The 16,415-nt window shown below is 69.3% G+C and carries 18 protein-coding genes and 2 pseudogenes; 8 read left to right on the forward strand and 12 right to left on the reverse strand.

Annotation, left to right across the window (positions count from 1 at the left end; translation table 11 throughout):
* Positions 1–88 precede the first annotated feature (88 nt).
* The 3 genes and pseudogenes from GTY58_RS02760 to GTY58_RS02770 all read left to right on the forward strand — a co-directional run.
* Positions 89–372 (forward strand): annotated as a pseudogene (locus GTY58_RS02760) (transposase); the annotation flags it as partial.
* A gap of 139 nt (positions 373–511) precedes the next feature.
* Positions 512–1,324 carry an MFS transporter gene (locus tag GTY58_RS02765; RefSeq protein WP_052082435.1) on the forward strand — a complete coding sequence of 271 codons (813 nt, stop codon included), beginning with the start codon at positions 512–514 and terminating at the stop codon, positions 1,322–1,324.
* The gene (locus GTY58_RS02770) at positions 1,291–1,932 is read left to right on the forward strand and encodes a DUF5017 domain-containing protein (RefSeq protein ID WP_242432286.1); all 642 of its coding nucleotides are present in this window, start codon (positions 1,291–1,293) and stop codon (positions 1,930–1,932) included. Before GTY58_RS02765 ends, GTY58_RS02770 begins: the two co-directional genes overlap by 34 nt.
* Before the next feature lie 404 nt (positions 1,933–2,336).
* Here GTY58_RS02770 and GTY58_RS02775 read toward each other — a convergent pair whose 3' ends face one another.
* Positions 2,337–2,657: a pentapeptide repeat-containing protein gene (locus tag GTY58_RS02775; protein WP_052082434.1), complete on the reverse strand. Its 321-nt coding sequence runs from the start codon at positions 2,655–2,657 to the stop codon at positions 2,337–2,339.
* A 79-nt stretch (positions 2,658–2,736) separates the two neighbouring features.
* Positions 2,737–3,792, reverse strand: coding sequence for an aldehyde reductase (locus GTY58_RS02780; protein WP_010981946.1), 1,056 nt, complete (start codon positions 3,790–3,792; stop codon positions 2,737–2,739).
* A 392-nt stretch (positions 3,793–4,184) separates the two neighbouring features.
* Between GTY58_RS02780 and GTY58_RS02785 the strand changes: the two genes are divergently transcribed.
* Complete coding sequence (locus GTY58_RS02785) at positions 4,185–4,763, forward strand: TetR/AcrR family transcriptional regulator (protein ID WP_107083216.1); 579 nt, start codon at positions 4,185–4,187, stop codon at positions 4,761–4,763.
* A 134-nt stretch (positions 4,764–4,897) separates the two neighbouring features.
* Here the strand turns inward: GTY58_RS02785 and GTY58_RS02790 are convergent.
* The 4 genes and pseudogenes from GTY58_RS02790 to GTY58_RS02805 form a co-directional block, all read right to left on the reverse strand.
* Positions 4,898–5,309 (reverse strand): annotated as a pseudogene (locus tag GTY58_RS02790) (transposase); the annotation flags it as partial.
* Positions 5,281–5,790 carry an MBL fold metallo-hydrolase gene (locus GTY58_RS02795; protein ID WP_242432287.1) on the reverse strand — a complete coding sequence of 170 codons (510 nt, stop codon included), beginning with the start codon at positions 5,788–5,790 and terminating at the stop codon, positions 5,281–5,283. The pseudogene GTY58_RS02790 and the gene GTY58_RS02795, both read right to left, overlap by 29 nt.
* Before the next feature lie 205 nt (positions 5,791–5,995).
* On the reverse strand, positions 5,996–7,045 hold the full coding sequence (locus GTY58_RS02800; RefSeq protein ID WP_010981950.1) for a nuclear transport factor 2 family protein: 1,050 nt from the start codon (positions 7,043–7,045) through the stop codon (positions 5,996–5,998).
* A gap of 153 nt (positions 7,046–7,198) precedes the next feature.
* Entirely contained in the window at positions 7,199–7,999 is an 801-nt protein-coding gene (locus tag GTY58_RS02805) for an alpha/beta hydrolase (RefSeq protein WP_010981951.1), read from the reverse strand.
* 289 nt (positions 8,000–8,288) lie between these two features.
* Here GTY58_RS02805 and GTY58_RS02810 point away from each other — a divergent pair, with 289 nt between their 5' ends.
* Together GTY58_RS02810 and GTY58_RS39380 are read left to right on the forward strand one after the other, a co-directional pair.
* Positions 8,289–9,236, forward strand: coding sequence for a helix-turn-helix domain-containing protein (locus tag GTY58_RS02810; protein WP_037651832.1), 948 nt, complete (start codon positions 8,289–8,291; stop codon positions 9,234–9,236).
* A gap of 232 nt (positions 9,237–9,468) precedes the next feature.
* Entirely contained in the window at positions 9,469–9,651 is a 183-nt protein-coding gene (locus GTY58_RS39380) for a hypothetical protein (RefSeq protein WP_052082433.1), read from the forward strand.
* 339 nt (positions 9,652–9,990) lie between these two features.
* On the opposite strand, the gene GTY58_RS02820 is transcribed toward GTY58_RS39380, so the two are convergent.
* The 6 genes from GTY58_RS02820 to GTY58_RS02840 form a co-directional block, all read right to left on the reverse strand.
* Entirely contained in the window at positions 9,991–10,461 is a 471-nt protein-coding gene (locus GTY58_RS02820; RefSeq protein WP_037651831.1) for a (2Fe-2S)-binding protein, read from the reverse strand.
* A 25-nt stretch (positions 10,462–10,486) separates the two neighbouring features.
* Positions 10,487–12,592 (reverse strand): molybdopterin cofactor-binding domain-containing protein, encoded by a 2,106-nt coding sequence (locus GTY58_RS02825; protein WP_237528708.1) that lies wholly within the window; start codon positions 12,590–12,592, stop codon positions 10,487–10,489.
* A gap of 360 nt (positions 12,593–12,952) precedes the next feature.
* On the reverse strand, positions 12,953–13,510 hold the full coding sequence (locus tag GTY58_RS02830) for a resolvase (RefSeq protein ID WP_237528709.1): 558 nt from the start codon (positions 13,508–13,510) through the stop codon (positions 12,953–12,955).
* 5 nt (positions 13,511–13,515) lie between these two features.
* Entirely contained in the window at positions 13,516–13,809 is a 294-nt protein-coding gene (locus GTY58_RS41520; protein ID WP_338059016.1) for a recombinase family protein, read from the reverse strand.
* Positions 13,733–14,662: an alpha/beta hydrolase gene (locus tag GTY58_RS02835; protein ID WP_078936734.1), complete on the reverse strand. Its 930-nt coding sequence runs from the start codon at positions 14,660–14,662 to the stop codon at positions 13,733–13,735. Before GTY58_RS02835 ends, GTY58_RS41520 begins: the two co-directional genes overlap by 77 nt.
* Positions 14,663–15,310, reverse strand: coding sequence for a winged helix-turn-helix transcriptional regulator (locus tag GTY58_RS02840; protein ID WP_010981959.1), 648 nt, complete (start codon positions 15,308–15,310; stop codon positions 14,663–14,665). It lies immediately after the preceding gene.
* Positions 15,311–15,436: 126 nt separating this feature from the next.
* Between GTY58_RS02840 and GTY58_RS02845 the strand changes: the two genes are divergently transcribed.
* Positions 15,437–16,168: a DUF998 domain-containing protein gene (locus GTY58_RS02845; RefSeq protein ID WP_010981960.1), complete on the forward strand. Its 732-nt coding sequence runs from the start codon at positions 15,437–15,439 to the stop codon at positions 16,166–16,168.
* Positions 16,165–16,374 (forward strand): DUF4287 domain-containing protein, encoded by a 210-nt coding sequence (locus GTY58_RS02850; protein ID WP_010981961.1) that lies wholly within the window; start codon positions 16,165–16,167, stop codon positions 16,372–16,374. Before GTY58_RS02845 ends, GTY58_RS02850 begins: the two co-directional genes overlap by 4 nt.
* The last annotated feature ends 41 nt before the right edge of the window (positions 16,375–16,415 follow it).

Genomic DNA, 16,415 nt, shown 5'->3' on the forward strand with positions numbered 1-16,415 from the left:
GGACGGTCCTCGCGTCAGGACCGGGGTGGACAGTGCCTTCCGCCTCGTTCGAACCTTCGGGCGCCACAGCCCATCGGCGGTTCACCACGGCAGGCGACGTCGTAGGCCGGGCAAAGCCCCATGCCGACAAGGGGTACGGCTATGACCACCTGCGGCGATGGATACGCAGCCGGGGCATCACACCTCGAATCGCTCGCAAGGGGACAGGCTCCAGCCAACGGCTCGGTCGGCACCGCTGGACCATCGAACACACCATGGCCTGGCTCGCCGGATGCCGAGGCCTCCACCGACGCTACGAACGCAAAGCCAGCCACTTCCTGGCCTTCACCAGTATCGCCTGCACCCTCCTGCTACCGCAGACTCGCCGAATGAGATGACGTGGTAAGGGAGTTGCACGGTTCGTGGCTCTTCCGATGGGTCACCAGTGACAGATTCCAGCGACGCACCGGCTCGCTGAACAGGCATGGAAACGGCGAGCCTACGAGCGGCTCCGCCCCCTAGGTTTCACCCCATGGCCTCATCCGCCGGTCCGGAAGACCGCGATACCGAGGCGCGGTCGCGTCCGGCGACCCGCCCGCTGCTGTTGCGCATTGTTACGGTCGTCGGCTCCTCGGCGAGCTTCTATCTGCTGCTGTCGGTCGTCCCTGCGTACGCGCAGAGCGCACCCGGCGGGGGCAGCGACAAGGCGGGCCTGGTCACCGGTGCGCTGATGCTGGCCACGGTGGCCGGCGAGCTGACAGCCCCATGGCTGGCCGCACGCTGTGGCTTTCGCGTGATGCTGGGGGCGGGGTTGTTGTTGCTGGGTGCTCCGGCACTGGCCCTGACCGTGTCGCAGAGTATGCCGTGCATCGTGGCGGTGTGCCTTGTCCGGGGGCTCGGCTTCGCGTTCACCCTGGTGGCGGGTGGGGCGCTGACGGCGTCGCTGATCCCGCCCGAACTCCGCGGGGAGGGGCTGGCCCTGATCGGCGTGATGGCCGGTGTGCCGTCGCTGGTGGGCCTGCCGCTCGGGGCCTGGCTGGCATTGCACACGGAATACGGGCCCGTCTGCTCGGTGGCGGCACTGATCGCCCTGGTCTCCATCGCCGCCGTCCCGGGCCTGCCCGGCCGGGAAGCGACGTCGGCTGGCAGCAGGTACCTCGTCGCAGGACGAGTGAACTCACTGGCTGGTGTTGATTTTGCTGGCCATACGGAGCAGTCCAACGGGTTGAGGGCTGTGATCTTGGCCAAGGTAAGAGCATGGTCGACAGCAGTGACGCGACGACGACGTCCCGGAGGAGTCGTTTCGACGCCGTGCACAAATGGGCTGCTACAGCCGCCGGTGTAGTCGCCCTAGCCCTTTCACTGTACAACTTCGCTGAACTTCAAAAGACACCCAAAATCGATCTGACACTTCCTCATCTCATGCGCATTGGGCTGGCAGGCAAGGACACCCATTTCTATCTTCAGCCGACAGTGTCCACCAAAGTCAAGACCCAGGATGTCGAGCTCATCCGTGACGCACGTTTCCAACTGACCCCCGTCGGCTCGATTTCCTCTTCGAAAAGGCCGGTTTTCTACTGGAAAGAGGTCGGCACATGGAATTTTAACCTCGCTACCGAATGGCTCTCGTACAAATGGTCTGGTGATCCCGCCCCATTCCTTGTCAGTCAGGACAAACCTCAGCAGCCGATTTTCTTGTTCCAGGCCGACGGCTGGAGCTTCCAGCCCGGCCGGTACGAGGCATCGCTTCAGTTGAGCCGATCAGGGAATCACAGCCCACTGATCAAGAATTTCTGCCTGCTTATTTCGAAGAAAGCCGTTGATGAAATCCGCGGCGGAGCAAGTCGGGAGGACATCTTTTTTTGGCGCAATGACATGCCCAAGGCCATGGCCTCCAACGAATATTCAGGCTGCTACGTAAGGGAAGCGGAGTGGCGGGGCCAGGCCGGCTGATTGGGGATCGCGTCAGTGGGAGACGGAGCCGTCTGACAGACAGAGGCGGCGGGCGGCTGGTAGCTGAAACCGCTGTCGGCGCCGGCCAGCTGGTTCGGTTCCCGGGGCGGCGCTCAAAAGCATGGTCGGCGGCGGGGCCGCCGACGAGCAGCGTGCACGCATCGTCTGTTGGCTCACACGCCACTCACACGCGATCAGCGCGCAACAATGAGAAAGTGCGGGACCCAGTGAGACTGGATCCCACTCTTCGCGTTAGGCATCTATGCTGGTCCACCGCGTGATCATGCTGGTTGAGGCGACGTACCCCCGACGGGATTCGAATCCGCGCACACGACTCCGGAGTGATCGTGCCGATTGAGGCACCCACTACGCCTGACCTGCAGGGGAGTTCGCAGATGCCCTCGTCAGCCGAGCCCTGAATGCCTGTGCGTTTCAGCCTCACCCTGCTTTTCCAGGGCTGTCCTCACCCGTGGATCCTTCGCCCACTCGGCAGGCAGCTTGGTGGTGCGATCCAGCCGCGCACGCAAGAGCATTGGCACGTCAACTCGGGTTGCATGGCCGGGCAAGTTACGGAGGTCCGCGCCGCGGAGGTCTGCGCCGGTCAGGTCCGCCTGGTACAAGGTCGAGCCGCGCAGAATGGCGTCGCGCAACTGCGCCCCACGCAAGGTGGTTTCGATCAGCGACACGCCGTTCAGGTTTGCGTGGTTCAGGTTCGCGCCTTCCATATTGCCCCGACCACAGCGGCCTGTTCGCTCCTTCACGGTTGACGACCGGACTGGTCGTCGGTCACGACGTGAGGCTGCCCTACTCCGGCAGGGTGACCGCGCCCAGCTCGATCAGGGCCTCCGCGGTTGCCACGATGGTGTCCCTGACGTCCAGGGGCTCCCAGCCAAGGATGGAACTGGCCTTCTCGTGGCTGATTTCGGGGATCCTGCCCCCCAGGACGGCGGCGTCCTTCAGCGCGGGCTCGGTCTTCGCGGCCTCGCGTACCTGATCGATGGTCAGTTCCGTCGCGGGCAGCCGGTCGGCCGCGGCGGGGAATTGCTCGCGAAGGATGTTCGCGATCTTGAACAGGCTCGACGATCCGCTGTTGGCGAGGAATCGCTCGCCCGCCGCCGCCGGGTGCAGCATCGCGCGCAGATGCAGGTCCACGACGTCACGCACGTCGACGACGCCAAAGTTCCAGACCGGCACGACGGGCATCTCGCCGGCCATGAGGGCCTTGATCAGTCCGATGGATCCTGAGGGCCGGTCCACGAGTTGGGGGCCGAAGATGCCGGTGGGGTTGACGACCGCCAGCTCGATGCCCCCGTTGGTCTTGACGTAGTCCCACGCCGCCGCCTCGGCCAGCACCTTCGACTTGTGGTAGGCGGGCAGTCCGGGGGTGTTCGGATCGGTCCAGTTCTCCTCCGTGTAGTGGTCGTCGGGCGTCAGGGTGTATCCGACCGCGGCGAAGGAGGACGTCATCACGACCCGGGGGATCCCGGCGCTGCGGGCGGCGGCGATCACCCGCAGCGCGCCGTCGCGGGCGGGGAGGATGACCTCGTCCTCCGTCTCGGGAGGAGTGGGCGGGAAGGGCGACGCGTGGTGCAGGACGTGCGCGATCCCGTCCATGGCCTGCGCCCAGCCGTCGTCGGCGCTGAGGTCCGCGACCGCGAACTCCAGCAGGTCCGCCCGATCGACCCCGGCCTGCCGGAGTGCCGCCAGCACCTGCGCCTCCTGTGCGGGACCCCGGACTGCCACTCGGATGCGATGCCCCTCGCGCAGCAGGCGGACGACCGTGTGGGCGCCGACGAATCCGCTGCCGCCGGTGACCAGGACCTTCTCGTCTTCGGGGAATGAGAGGTCTTCTGTGCTCATTGCGTTCAGTCCTTCACAGTGGAGTGGTGCCCGCGCCGGAGGGCTGTTGGTTCAGCCTGGCCTGTCGGGCGTCAGAGGGTTGTTCTAGGGGTCCGGCTCCGCTTCGGTGGACAGCCGGCGCACCACGGCGAACAGCCATGGGGGCGCCTGCGGGCTATCGACGCGGGGGCGAATCGCTATCCGGAATCCGTTCCGGTAAGAGCAATCTAACCGGAATGCGTTCCGGATGCAAGTAGGGCACCGACGGGCCGCGACGCAAAGCCCGGGTAGGTACGAAACGACCCCGCACCCCTGGGGCCGACCCCCGGCCGTTCGCCCCCGGGCCTGGGCTCAAGGTCCCCACCCCGGGCGTACCATGCAAGTGGAATGGATTCCGCTTTCTAGGGGTGACTGTGACCAGAACCGAGACGACGCAGCGCAGACCGCGCGCGGACGGGCAGCGCAATCGCGCCCGCATCCTCGAGGCGGCACTGCGCCTGTTCGTCGAGCGAGGTCCCGACGCCCCCTTCACCGAGATCGCCAAGCAGGCCGGCGTCGGTGTCGGCACCGTCTACCGCCACTTCCCGGCACGCGAAGACCTCATCGAGGCGGCTTACCGCTCGGAACTGGACGCCGTGTGCGCCGCGGCCGCGGAACTGCTGGAGCAGGCACCGCCCCAGGACGCCCTGCGGATCTGGATGGACCGCTTCGTCGACTACTGGGCCACCAAGATCGGACTGACGGAGGCGATCGGAGCCGTCGTGGCCGCGGGCAGGGACCCGTTCGCGCAGAGCCGCGGGCGGGTCGATGAAGCCGTCGGCACGCTGCTGGCCGCAACCTCGGCGGCGGGGGTCACACGTCCCGAGGTCGAACCTGACGATGTGGTGGTGTCCCTCAGCGGTATCGCCATGGTCGCGCCTGTGCTCCAGGACCGCGATCAGGTGAGCCGGGTGCTCGACCTCCTCTATGAGGGAATCCGCGCCCGGCCCTGAGCGGCATGGATGAAGATCGGTGAGGTTCACGGATCCTCGCTGCCGTCGTCGTCCTCGTCCAGGTCGGGCGTGTCCGGGTCGCATAGGGGCCACAGGGCGCCGGCACCCGGGGTCGAGGCGGCGAAGCAGTACCCCCTTCTCCCCGCGTCGATGCCCTGCCCTGCGGCCGGCACGTTCGCGGAGGTCTTGACACTCTGGGCGTCGAGCACGCAGGCGCTCGGTTCGCCGTTCCGGCCTTCGGCCGGGCGTACCAACTGACGCAGGATGCAGATGAGTTGGTCGAAGATGCCGTTCTTCTGCCACGCGGCGAAGTACCCGTAGACGGTCTCCCACAGCGCGAAGTCGTGCGGCAGGTAGCGCCACGGGATCCCGGTCCGGTCGACATACAGCATGGCGCCCATGATCCGGCGCAGGTCATGCTGGGGCGGGCGCCCGATATCCAGGCCGTTACCCCCTGCGTTCGGCCCGCCAGGCGGTCAGGGCGAGCTCTGTCAACTCCCAGCGGGCATCGGACAGATCACTGGGATACGGACGCTGTCGTGCCATGTTTCGGTACTACCGTCGAGAACCTCGTATCGGCAGGGCGCAAAACGAAGCCCGGCGGTGCGGCCCGGAGTGGGCAAGATGCGGGCCTCGACACCGAAGTCCGACAGGTGGGTCTCGCCACGGATGAGCCCGTCCGGTTCGAGCGGCTCGGCGGTTTCGCGCACCCTCGAGGTGCGAGCGAAGTGCCGCCCGAACAGGCCGATGGGCAGGTACGGCTCACTGCCCCGGCCCGCCTGGTAGATGCCGAGGTCGGCGATATGGCAGGCGATCGGTGCGTCGGTGAGTCGGCCGAGTTCCGCAGCGGAGCCGAGGCGGGGAGGTGTCCATGGGTGACGACGATCAGGCGAACGTCCTTGGGGCCCACGCCGTGGGCGGCGACCTGGTCGTGAATGAGCCGGCCGCTGCTGGGTGTTCCGGCGTCGACGACGATCGGTTGCCTGCCCAGCAGCAGATAGGCATGGACGGCGTGCCGACCGAACACGGGAAACGGCAATGACCTCGGTCGCAGACATTGAGGAACTCCTCAACAGGCATGGGGGCTGGGCCGCCGGGCGATGAGGCGGGGACGCGGTCGGCCCGCAACAGACAGGGCATCCCGCACAGCATCCTGACCATTGATCAGATGCCCGCTGAGCCCTGGGAGGGGCGGGCGGCCTGTGCTTCGGTGCCCAGGCCGCCCGACGCGATCAGCTGAAGAACGGGTCGTCCACGGCGTGAACCCAGCCGCCGTCCGGCTGGCGTCGGAGGATCTCGGTGGTGGTGGAGACCACCGGCTCCGGTCCGATCCCGGTGAGGATGGCGTTGTTCGACACCAGGGCGATGTCGTCGACCTGTCGGATCTCGCGCTGTTCGAGCTTGAGGCGGGCACCGCTGTCGACCATCTGCCGCATGGCCTCGCGGATGGCGTCCGTGCCCACCAGGTGGGTTCCGGGAGTGGGGACGAAGTGGGCGTTCGGCTCGTAGAGCGACACCAAGCCCTCGACGTCACCGGCCTCCAGGTACTCCATGAACAAGGTCCCCACCTGCTGGGGTGTCTCGGCACGGCGCCGGGCGGTGACGCCGACCGGCTTGTCGCCCCAGCCGGCCGCGTCGATCAGGTCGTACCAGTTGGGATAGGCGCCGTAGGGCAGGTGGCGGCGCAGCAGGTCGCCGATGAAGTTCGTCGGGGACGCCTTGTGGGGCTTGGCCACGGCCTGGGTGATGATGAGGTCGCTGAACCCGTGGGCCAGGTCCTGACGCGGCAGCAGGGCGTGCACTTCGTCGGCGAGGCCGGCCGGAAGGCTCTCACGCTGGATTCCGAGGATGTCGGTGGCGATACCCAAGTGGGCCAGCGCCACCTCCGTGCCCTTCCGCGAGGCGATGCCTTCCGAGGTGTGCAGAGCGATGGCGTCCCAGGCGACGGCGATACGCTCTTCCTCGACTCCGCGCTCGCGGAGGAATGCCGCTGCGATGTCGGCGCCGTCGACCTCGAAACGCTGGTCGCCGTTGCTGCCCTCCTCGCTCAGTCCCAAGTCGTGCAGGACACAGCTGACGAACAGCAGTTCGTCGTCGTAGTCGGTACCGGCGCGCAGACCCTGGTTCTGGGCATGGGCGCGGGCGAAGACGTAGCTGCGGACGCAGTGATCGTGAATGAAGGCAGGCGTGGCCTGTGCCGCAAAGGCGAATGTGTCCCGGGTGAGGCTCGTGTCGGGGAGGTCGAGCTGCTCGAAGACGGACAGGTCTGCGGCGGTGGTCATGATGTGTCTCCTTCTCTGGGCCCCGGTCCGGGGCAGATCGGCACGGTGGCCGGGCGGAACGCTCACGCGTGCCGGGTATGGGGGGTGCGGCTGCACGGGACATGGAGTGACAGCCGATCGCCACACGGGGGATGTGCGGCTGGAGTGCTGCGCTTACAGCTGGGCGACGAACGCGCCGATGTGCGCGGCCACCTGGTCAGGCACCTCAAGGGGCGAGAGGTGGCCGGTGTCCTTCAGGACGGTCAGCGTGGCGGTCGGGATCAGCGGCAGCAGGTGGTCGGCGAGCACGGTCGGCGGGTCGACCTTGTCGTGGCTGCCCGCGAGAACCAGCACCGGCACCTCGATGGCTGAGACTCCGGCCGACACGTCCTGGACCAGGCCACGGCGCGGCCACTCGAGACGGGCCTCGTCGCCGCCGCGCAGACTGTCCTCGACCACCTGCCGGCGCAGCTCGGGAGTCAGCCCGCCGCGGGTCAGCATCAGGTCGATGCTCTGAAGAACCGCCTCCTCGTTGTCGTAGGCGTGGGAAACCGTCTCCTGCACCTGCTCGGTCACCCCGATCGGCGCGGGCGGCGCGGGCGCCACGAGGACGACTCCCCTCAGACCGGCGGGCTTGCGTGCGGCCAGGATCTGGGCCACCTTGCCGCCCATGGAGTGTCCGACCAGCACATAGCGGGAGTATCCGAGCGCGTCGACGACGCGCTGCGCGTCGTCCGCGAGCTGCTCCAGGTCATACGGTCCCGGCACGCTCGTGGAGCCACCCCATCCACGCTGGTCGTAGGCCACGAAGCCCTGCCCGGGATCCAGACGCTGCAGCACCGGGATCCAGGTGCGCCGTGAGCCTCCCCAGTAGTGCAGGAAGATCAGCGCCGGGCCGTCACCCTCGCGGACGTGGGCGTACACCTGGCCGCCCTGCACGTCGAAGAAGCGGCCCACCACATGCTGCGAAGTCATTGCCGGCTCCTCGTCCACGGCCGGGGCTCTCGGACCGCTCCACCGGGGTGTGGAGTCGGCTGCCCCGCGCTCGCTCTTCGATCCTGCTCCGGAACCTGCCTTCCGGGCCACGGCTCATCTGCCAGCATGCGCATCTTTTGGGCCAGAACTGGTGCGGGTGAGCCATTGCTTTCCGGTCACACGATCAGCGGCTTGATCAGGAGATTTACCTCGGGAACAGCCCCTGTGGCGGGGCATGGCGGCTCCCTGGACTCCCTGCGACATTGGTGCCGGACGTAATATTGCGGCCATGAACAAGCACCGGGTCATGGTCCTGGCGGTCGACGGCGTGCTGCCCATGGATCTGGGCATCCCCACGCAGATCTTCAACGCCCGTCCGAACACCCCCTACGAGCTCACCGTGTGCGGCGACACCGAGGAGACCGTGACCACGAGCGCCGGTTTCACCCTCGGACTGACCGCTGGTCTGGAGGCGCTCGCCGAAGCGGACACGATCATCGTCCCGGGCTTCGAGGACTTCCGGCGCCCTCCGCGCCCACGGGTGAGGGCCGCTCTCAAGCTCGCCGGCCGCGCCGGGATACGCATCGCTTCCATCTGCACCGGCGCCTTCGCCGTCGCCTCGGCCGGACTGCTCGACGGCCGCACCGTCACCACCCATTGGGCCAGCGCGGATGACCTCGAAGAGCTCTACCCCCGGCTGCGCGTCGACCGCAACGTCCTCTACATCGACAACGACACCATCCTGACCTCCGCGGGATTTACGGCCGGCATCGACCTGTGTCTGCACCTGGTCCGCAAAGATCTCGGCGCAGCCGTCGCGAACGACATCGCCAGGGACATCGTCGCCGCCCCACACCGTGACGGCGGGCAAGCTCAATACATCAACAGGAGCCTCCCCACCCCCCAGGCCACCACGCTCGCCAACACCCGTGAATGGGCCCTGCTCCACCTCGAAGAAGACCTCACCATCCCCCACCTCGCCGGCCATGCCGGCGTCTCCCCACGCACCCTGACCCGCCTATGGCGCCAGGAAACCGGCGTCAGCCCCCGCCAATGGCTCCTGACCGCCCGCAGCAACCGCGCGCGAGAACTCCTGGAGACCACCGACCTCCAGGTGGAACAGATCGCAGTCCGGTGCGGCCTCGGCAGCGGCGCCAACATGCGCGCCCGATTCCGTGACGCCCTCGGCGTCACACCCACGGCCTATCGCCGCACCTTCCAGCACCAGGCTGCCTGACGGCGAAGGCCAAACCGGGCGGCACGGCACCTGGGCCTACGGCTCCGACGCCCACACTCCCGTCGACGCCGCCCGCCTCCTGGCCTGGCCTCGCCTCGCCTCGCAGGATGCCGAACGTCCCGGGGACTGGGCCCGCATCGAGCGCACGTGCCGCGATGGGCACACCGCCACTTGGCGGGCCGCCGAGGCACGGCTGGGCCGGTGGGGCCCGGACGGGAACGTCCGCCTGGCGGTGGCCACCGCCCACCCGGCCACCCTGCCGGCGAAGGCAACCTGGTATCCGGCCACCGACCTGCCCCGCCCGGGCTCCCCACGCGTCACCGAATCGCCCTGCCCGCCCACCACCCTCGCCGAGATCGAGCGGATCTACGGGCTGCGACACTGGGTCGAGCAGAGCTACAAACAGGTCGTCTAGCAGAGCTGCAAACAGGTCATGGACGAACTCGGCCGACCCGACTTCCAGGTCCGTTCCGACATGGCGATCGGGCGCCACCAGACCCTCGTCAACTGCGGGTTCAGGACCGCGCGGACCTGAACACCGCCAAGCAGCTCTACGAGCAGGCCCGCGCCCTATACCGGTAGACCAGCCACTGTCCCGGCGAGTAGCAGGCCCTGCGCTTCATCAACCAGCTCGACGGTCTCGCCCCGCCTGCGGGCCCATGACGGTGCCGGTCTGTCGAACAGGCCTGGGTGCAGGTCTTCTGCGAAGCGCTGGGAAGCGCTGGGAAGCGTCGGACTTCTACTACGGATTCGGTCATGGGCCTGACCGGGGGAACTTCACCGAAGCCTTCTTGATCGCCTCGCGGATGCGGAAGTACGTGCCGCAGCGGCAGACGTTCTCGATGGCGTCGATGTCGGCGTCGGAGGGCCGTGGCGTCCGTTTCAGGAGGGCCACCGCGGCCATGATCTGGCCCGGCTGGCAGAAGCCGCACTGGGCGACGTCGCAGTCGAGCCAGGCCTGCTGCACGGGGTGCAACCGGTTGCCGTCGGCGAGGCCCTCGATGGTGGTGACCTCGCGGTCCGCGCAGTCGGCGACCGGCACGACACAGGGCTGTATCTCGCCGCCGTCGAGGTGGCTGGTGCAGGCCCGGCAGACGCCCACCCCGCAGCCGTACTTGGGCCCGGTGACGTTCAGCAGGTCGCGCAGCACCCACAGCAACGGCATGTCGGCCGGCGCCTCGACGGTGACCCGCTCGCCGTTGAGGACGAAGGAATAGGACGGCATCGGCACCTTCTCAGAAATCGAGGGTTCAGAAGTCGAGGGGGAAACGGCGCGGCCTGGACCCGGTCGCCCGGGCGTAGGCGTTGGCGACGGCGCCGGCCGCGGCCGGGACGCCGAGCTCGCCCGCCCCGCCCGGCGCCCGCCGCGAGGGCATGATGTGGGCCTCGAAGTGGAGCGGGGCGTGCCGCTGGCGGGCGTAGCGGAAGTCGGCGTAGCTGCTCTCGCGGACGGCGCCCCGGTCGATGTGCAGTCCGGCCCGCAGAACGGTGGAGATGCCGTCGACCGCGGTGCCCATGAGCTGTGCCTCGAGCCCGCTGGGGTTCACGGCCGTGCCGACGTCGGCCGCCATCACCACCTTGGTCACCCGGGGGTTCTTCGGGTCGGTGGCGTCGATCTCGGCGAGACAGGCCACGCAGGAGCCGTACTCCTCGTGGACGGCGACGCCCTGGGCCTGCCCGGCGGGCAGGGCCCGGCCCCACTCCCCGGCGGCGGCGACCTTGTCGAGCACGGCGCGAACGGCCTTGCCGCGCAGTGTCGTTCGACGGAAGGCGACCGGGTCCTTTCCGAGCGCCCGGGCCACCTCGTCGACGACGATCTCCTCGGCGGTGCGCGACGTCCCGGAGCTCACGGAGCGCCAGGGCCCGATCGGTACCGCCAGGTCGACCGAGCCCCAGTCCCCGGAGATCGAGCCGAAGTTGTAGAGGCCGGAGTGGCTGGGCAGCGGCCCCGCCGCTCGTGCGAAGGCCGCCGGACGCACACCGGCGCTCAGGCCGTCGTTCGTCTCGCTGACCGTGGCCACGGAGTGGGCGAAGGCGACCACCCGGCCGCCGGCGTGGCTGGCCCGAATCCGGTGGTGGTCTGCCGGGCGCATCCGCCCGTGCCGGATGTCGTCGGCACGGCTCCACATCAGCTTGACCGGCCGGCCCGCCGCCTTCGAGACGAGGGCGGCTTCGAGTGCGGCGTCATGGTTCAGCCGGCGGCCGAACGAGCCGCCGGCCCGGAGGACATGGACCCGTACCTTCGACGCGGGCAGGCCGATGGCGGAGGCGATTGAGTCGCGGGCGTCCATCGGGGACTGGGAGGCGAACCAGAGCTCGGCGCTGTGCGCGCGTACGTCCGCGACGGCAGTCAGCACCTCCATCGGGGCGTGGCTGACGAAGGCGAACTCGAACTTGGCCTCCGTCTGCGCCGAGCCGCGCGGCGGGGTGCCGAACCTGGGAACGGCAGCCTGCAGCCGGGCGCGGATCTCGGCGTCGGAGAGCGCGGCGAGCGGGCCGGGCACCCAGGTGATCTTCAGGGCGTCCCGGGCCTTGAAGGCGTGGTGAAAGGTGTCCGCGACGACGGCCACCCCGCCGGCGACCTTGACGACCGCGCGTACGCCGGGCATCGCGCGGGCCGCCCGGTCGTCGAGCGTCCGGACCCTGCCGCCGAGCGTCGGGGGCCGTGCCACGACGGTCGGTTTCGCCCCGGCCACGGCGAGGTCCCCGGCGTACTGGGCCCGCCCGGTGACGATGTCCCGGGCGTCGATCCGGGGAGTCGGGCGGCCGATCACCCGGTGTTTCGACACCGGTTTCGGCTTGCTGGACACGGCGGGGCGCCCGACCCGGGCGGCGCTCGCGGTCAGCGAACCGAAGGTGGCCGACCGTCCGTCGGGGGCGATCACGCGGGTGCCCTCGGTACGGAGGAACCGTGCGGGAATGTGCCACCGCCGGGCGGCCGCGGTCACCAGCTTGGCCCGCGCCAGGGCGGCCAGTTCCCGGGCCGGACCGTAGAGCGAACTGACCGAACTCGACCCGCCCGTGTACTGGTTGCCCTTCCTGCGTGCCTCGGCGAGCGGGATAGACACGTCGACGAGCCGAGCGTCCAGCTCCTCGGCGATCATCATGGCGACCGCCGTGGTCACGCCCTGTCCGACCTCGAGCCGCGGTAGCCGTACGACGACCTTGTTGGCCTCGGTGACCTCCAGCACCAGCATCTCGTCGTCCGCGCCGGTGACCAGGACGTCCGACCGCGCCCGGACGCTCTCGGCGCCCTCCGCGGCCGGGGTGTCACAGCCGAGCGGGGCCGCGACGGTCAGCGTGGACGCCGCGAGTGTGTAGATCACGAACCTGCGACGGGACAACTCAGGTGCCAACGGACGCTCCTCGACAGGCGTTTCGGCCCTTGCGACATGTTTCGCCGTGTTGCCGTGTCTTGACAGGCTTTACGCGATGTCTCGGCGGAGCGTTTCGCCATGTCTTCCGGGCCGGTTCGACGTGTAAGAAGGCTGGGGGCCGGTGTTGGTTGCCTGGCCGGCGCCAAATGCCGCTGGGGGGGCGGCGTGGGGCCGCGCTTCCAAGCCTCGGCAGTCCCCGTCCCCGCCGCGCCTGGGCCGTCCCGGTACCGGCGCGGTGCTCAGGCATCGGGCCGGGCGCCCAGGCAAGGCTGGACGTGGGCCGGGGTGGCCCCGGTGTCCCAGCTCAGACACCAGGGGATGAGTAACCCGCCAGTAGCTTCAACTTCGCTCGCCGACCGCGATGAGGGCGTTGACGCGATTCTCGTACTCGCGGCGGGCTTTGCGCTGGGCGGGGACGGCCTGGGCGCCGTCGAGGGGTTGGGAGCGAGCGAGGAGCTCGCGGTGTATGGACGGGGCGGCGTTCACACGGAGGGTGTAGCCCTGGCCGCGTCGTACGGTCACCCCGCCGGCGAGGGCCGAGCGCTGGTCGTCGGGCAGGTCGGCTTCGCGGAGGAAGTCGGCGACCTTGCCGGGCATGTCGAGGAGGACGGGCAGCTCCGGTGCCGGGACGTCCTCGGGGCCGGTGGTGTGCTCGGGCATGAGGTCGGCGACGGCGGTGCGGATGGCGCCGCGGCTGACCCCGTGCTCCCGGGCCAGGGCGGCGATGGACTGGCCGTCCAGGTACGCCGTCCGTACGGCGTCCGCCTTCTCGGCGGTGACGGCCGGCGGCGGCCGCCCTTGCTGCCTTTGGCCTCGGCGGCCCTCAGCCCGTCGTAGGTGAGCTCGCGCTGGAGGTCGCACTGCAGCTCGCCTGGCGGCGGCGAGGGTCTGCACCATGAACTTCACGGTGGACAGCAGCTCCCGGTGCGCGGGGGGCGGGCGGTGAGGTCCATGGCGGAGAACGCGCCGTCGTGGATACGTAGCGCGAGGCGGTCGCGGTGGAGGACGTCGAGCGTGTCGAGGATGTGGCCGGTGCCGCGTACGGGGCGGAACATCTCGGAGATGTGCACCGTGTCGCCCGGCCGCGCGTACGTGAGCAGGTCGCCGAATTTCGGGCGCTCAAGCGGGTGGAGGCGGCTGAAGGTGCCGGCCTCCTCCTCGAAGACGACCGGGTCCTCGATCCCGGCCTCGGCCAGGACGCCTCGCGGGCCCGCGAGGCGCGGCGTTCTCTTCGAGGAATTCCTGGATCAGGTGGCGCAGGACGGCGGGGCGCTCCAGGTGCACGTCGTGGCCTGCGCCAGGAACGCTCGCGGCCGTTGCCACCGGTAGCCGTCGGAGCATGGTCTCGGACTCCTGCGGAGAGATGATGCCGGACTGGCCCAGGACGGTCAGGACCGGGCACGTGATCCTTGCCCACTCGTCCCAGAAGGAGCGTTGGGCGATCTCGGCCAGCGAGGCGACCATGATCTCCCGGTCGAAGCAGGGCCACCAGCCGTCGCGCTCCTCCAGCCCGGCAGCCCAGCCCTCGCCGACCAGGCCACCGCCGAGGAACTCGACAGCGGACTCCCGTGACGGGAACGGTGTCGGCCAGGCATCGAGCCATCCGCCGATCTCGGCCTGCACGCGCGGGTTCGGTCCGCCGGGGCCTGCTTCGACGAGGACGAGCGCGTGCGCGAGGTGGGGGTGTGCGGCAGCGGTGAGCATGGCGGTGTGGCCGCCCAGGGACTGTCCCACCAGAACGGGCCGGTGCAGGGCGAGCTGGTCGAGGACGGCGACGACATCGGCGACATACGCGGCACGGCTCACTTCGCGCGGGAAGCGCTCGCTGGCGCCGTGGCCGCGCTGATCGACGGCGATAACCCGGTAGCGGGGGCTGAGGGCCCCGGCGAGGGTGTCCCATTCGCCTGCGTGGCCGGCCAGGCCGTGCAGGAGGACGACGGGCCGCCCGCAGCCGCCCCAGTCCCGGCAAGACAGGCGGACGCCGCCCCTCGTCACGATGCGCTCGAACCAGGTCGCACGAGTCTCCTCGCAGCGTCGTCGGATGGGCATTCAGAAGCGGAACATCGCGGCGAACCGGGCGAGCAGAGCAGGATCGCCGTCCACCCGCAGGCTGCCGTCGGCAAGCGCTTCGTCGGGGGTTTTGGTGCCGCTCATCAGCTCGCGGACCGGGTGGCCGGACAGGCGCTCGATGACGAGGTCGGGTGCAGGATGCTCGCCGATGCCGACGGCGAGCACACCGTCGGTGATCTGCAGGCGGATGGTGAACTCGCCCATGCGGACCTCGAAGCCGACAGTGACGTGCTGGGCCGCTGCGGGCCGGAAGGCGGTACGGAAGGACATGGCCACCGCTTCGGCGGTGATGGCTTCGCCGGGGCGGGGCTCGGTCATTGTCCGGGCGCCCCAGCGGCCCAGCGCAATGAGCGCCGGTTCGAGGTCCCGCCCGAAGTCGGTGAGCTCATAGACGACCGCGCGCTCGGGGTGCGGCAGCGCACGCCGGGTGGCCAGACCCGCCTCTTCGAGTTGCTTCAGACGCGTCGACAGGATGTTCGTGGGGATGGCCGGCAGCCCCTTGCGCAGATCCGTGTAGCGCCGGGGCCCGCTGAGCAGGTCGCGGACGATCAGCATCGACCACCGTTCTCCGACCAGCTCCATCGCGCGGGCCAGGCCACAGAACTGCTTGTACTCCCGAGTCGCCATGATGCAGATCCTAACTCAGGATTCCATTGACAAAGTCAGCTTGCAAAAGACAAGCTCACTTCTCATTCAGGGGGGTGGGCCCATCCGGCCGCCGCCCTTGCCCATGACAGGAAGGATTGGTTCCACATGTCCAAGACGCTCCCTCCAGCCGCTCGCGGCATGACCCCGGCCCGCGCGGCGCCCGGGCTCCTGGCGGCTGCCGGCATCACGGCAGGCCCACTCTTCCTTGCAGCGGGCCTGGCCCAGGGCCTGACGCGCGACGGGTTCGACTTCACCCGCAACGCCCTCAGCCAGCTCAGCCTCGGCGCCTTCGGCTGGATCCAGATCACCGTCTTCTTCCTCACCGGCCTGCTGGTCATCGGCGGCGCGATCGCGATACGCCAGGAGCTACGTGATGGTCCCGGCGGCACCTGGGCGCCCCGCCTGCTCGGCGCGTTCGGTGCCTCCTTCCTGCTCGCCGGGGTCTTCCGCGCCGACCCGGGGGCCGGGTTTCCCGCCGGCGCCCCTGTGGGCCGAGTCACCTCGCTGAGCGCACACGGCACCGTCCATATGCTGGCCGGCGCGGGTGGCTATCTCGCGCTGTGCGCCGCGTTGCTCGTACTCGCCCGGCACTTCACCGCGCGCCGGCAGCCAGGCTGGGCCATGCTCGCCCGCCTCGTGCCGGTCGGGGTCCTCGCCGGATTCGCCGCCTCCGCCACCACCGTCGCGGCCTTCACCGCCGGAGCAGGTCTCGGCCTGCTCGGCTTCAGCGCCGTCACCGCCCGCCTGACTCTCCCCGCAGAGCGGGAGCAGCCCTGCTCAGCCGCCCGGAGCAACCGCACCACGCCCATCACCGCACGACAGGAGACCTCCGCATGACCACACCGGCAAAGGGCCCGGTCAGCTACTTCCCCGCGATCGAAAAGAAGTACGGCCGCCCCATAGCGGAGTGGAAGGACATCATCCGCACCTCGCCGCTGACCAAGCACATGGAACTCGTCGCCTGGCTCAAGGCCGAGCACGGCCTGGGCCACGGGCATGCCAACGCACTGGTCGCACACACATTGGCCGAAGGCAGCAGGTGAGCCTTCGATGTGTCGCGTTGGGGGCGCGTGCGGCGTAGCCG

The sequence above is a fragment of the Streptomyces sp. SID5469 genome (assembly GCF_009862865.1).
GTDB classification, from domain to species: Bacteria; Actinomycetota; Actinomycetes; order Streptomycetales; family Streptomycetaceae; genus Streptomyces; species Streptomyces avermitilis.

Coding starts and splice junctions, on each gene's coding strand:
- GTY58_RS02765 (WP_052082435.1), top strand. CDS start 512: ATGGCCTCATCCGCCGGTCCGGAAGACCGCGATACCGAGGCGCGGTCG.
- GTY58_RS02775 (WP_052082434.1), bottom strand. CDS start 2,657: ATGGAAGGCGCGAACCTGAACCACGCAAACCTGAACGGCGTGTCGCTG.
- GTY58_RS02780 (WP_010981946.1), bottom strand. CDS start 3,792: ATGAGCACAGAAGACCTCTCATTCCCCGAAGACGAGAAGGTCCTGGTC.
- GTY58_RS02800 (WP_010981950.1), bottom strand. CDS start 7,045: ATGACCACCGCCGCAGACCTGTCCGTCTTCGAGCAGCTCGACCTCCCC.
- GTY58_RS02805 (WP_010981951.1), bottom strand. CDS start 7,999: ATGACTTCGCAGCATGTGGTGGGCCGCTTCTTCGACGTGCAGGGCGGC.
- GTY58_RS02810 (WP_037651832.1), top strand. CDS start 8,289: ATGAACAAGCACCGGGTCATGGTCCTGGCGGTCGACGGCGTGCTGCCC.
- GTY58_RS02820 (WP_037651831.1), bottom strand. CDS start 10,461: ATGCCGTCCTATTCCTTCGTCCTCAACGGCGAGCGGGTCACCGTCGAG.
- GTY58_RS02830 (WP_237528709.1), bottom strand. CDS start 13,510: ATGGTGCAGACCCTCGCCGCCGCCAGGCGAGCTGCAGTGCGACCTCCA.
- GTY58_RS02835 (WP_078936734.1), bottom strand. CDS start 14,662: ATGCCCATCCGACGACGCTGCGAGGAGACTCGTGCGACCTGGTTCGAG.
- GTY58_RS02840 (WP_010981959.1), bottom strand. CDS start 15,310: ATGGCGACTCGGGAGTACAAGCAGTTCTGTGGCCTGGCCCGCGCGATG.
- GTY58_RS02845 (WP_010981960.1), top strand. CDS start 15,437: ATGTCCAAGACGCTCCCTCCAGCCGCTCGCGGCATGACCCCGGCCCGC.
- GTY58_RS02850 (WP_010981961.1), top strand. CDS start 16,165: ATGACCACACCGGCAAAGGGCCCGGTCAGCTACTTCCCCGCGATCGAA.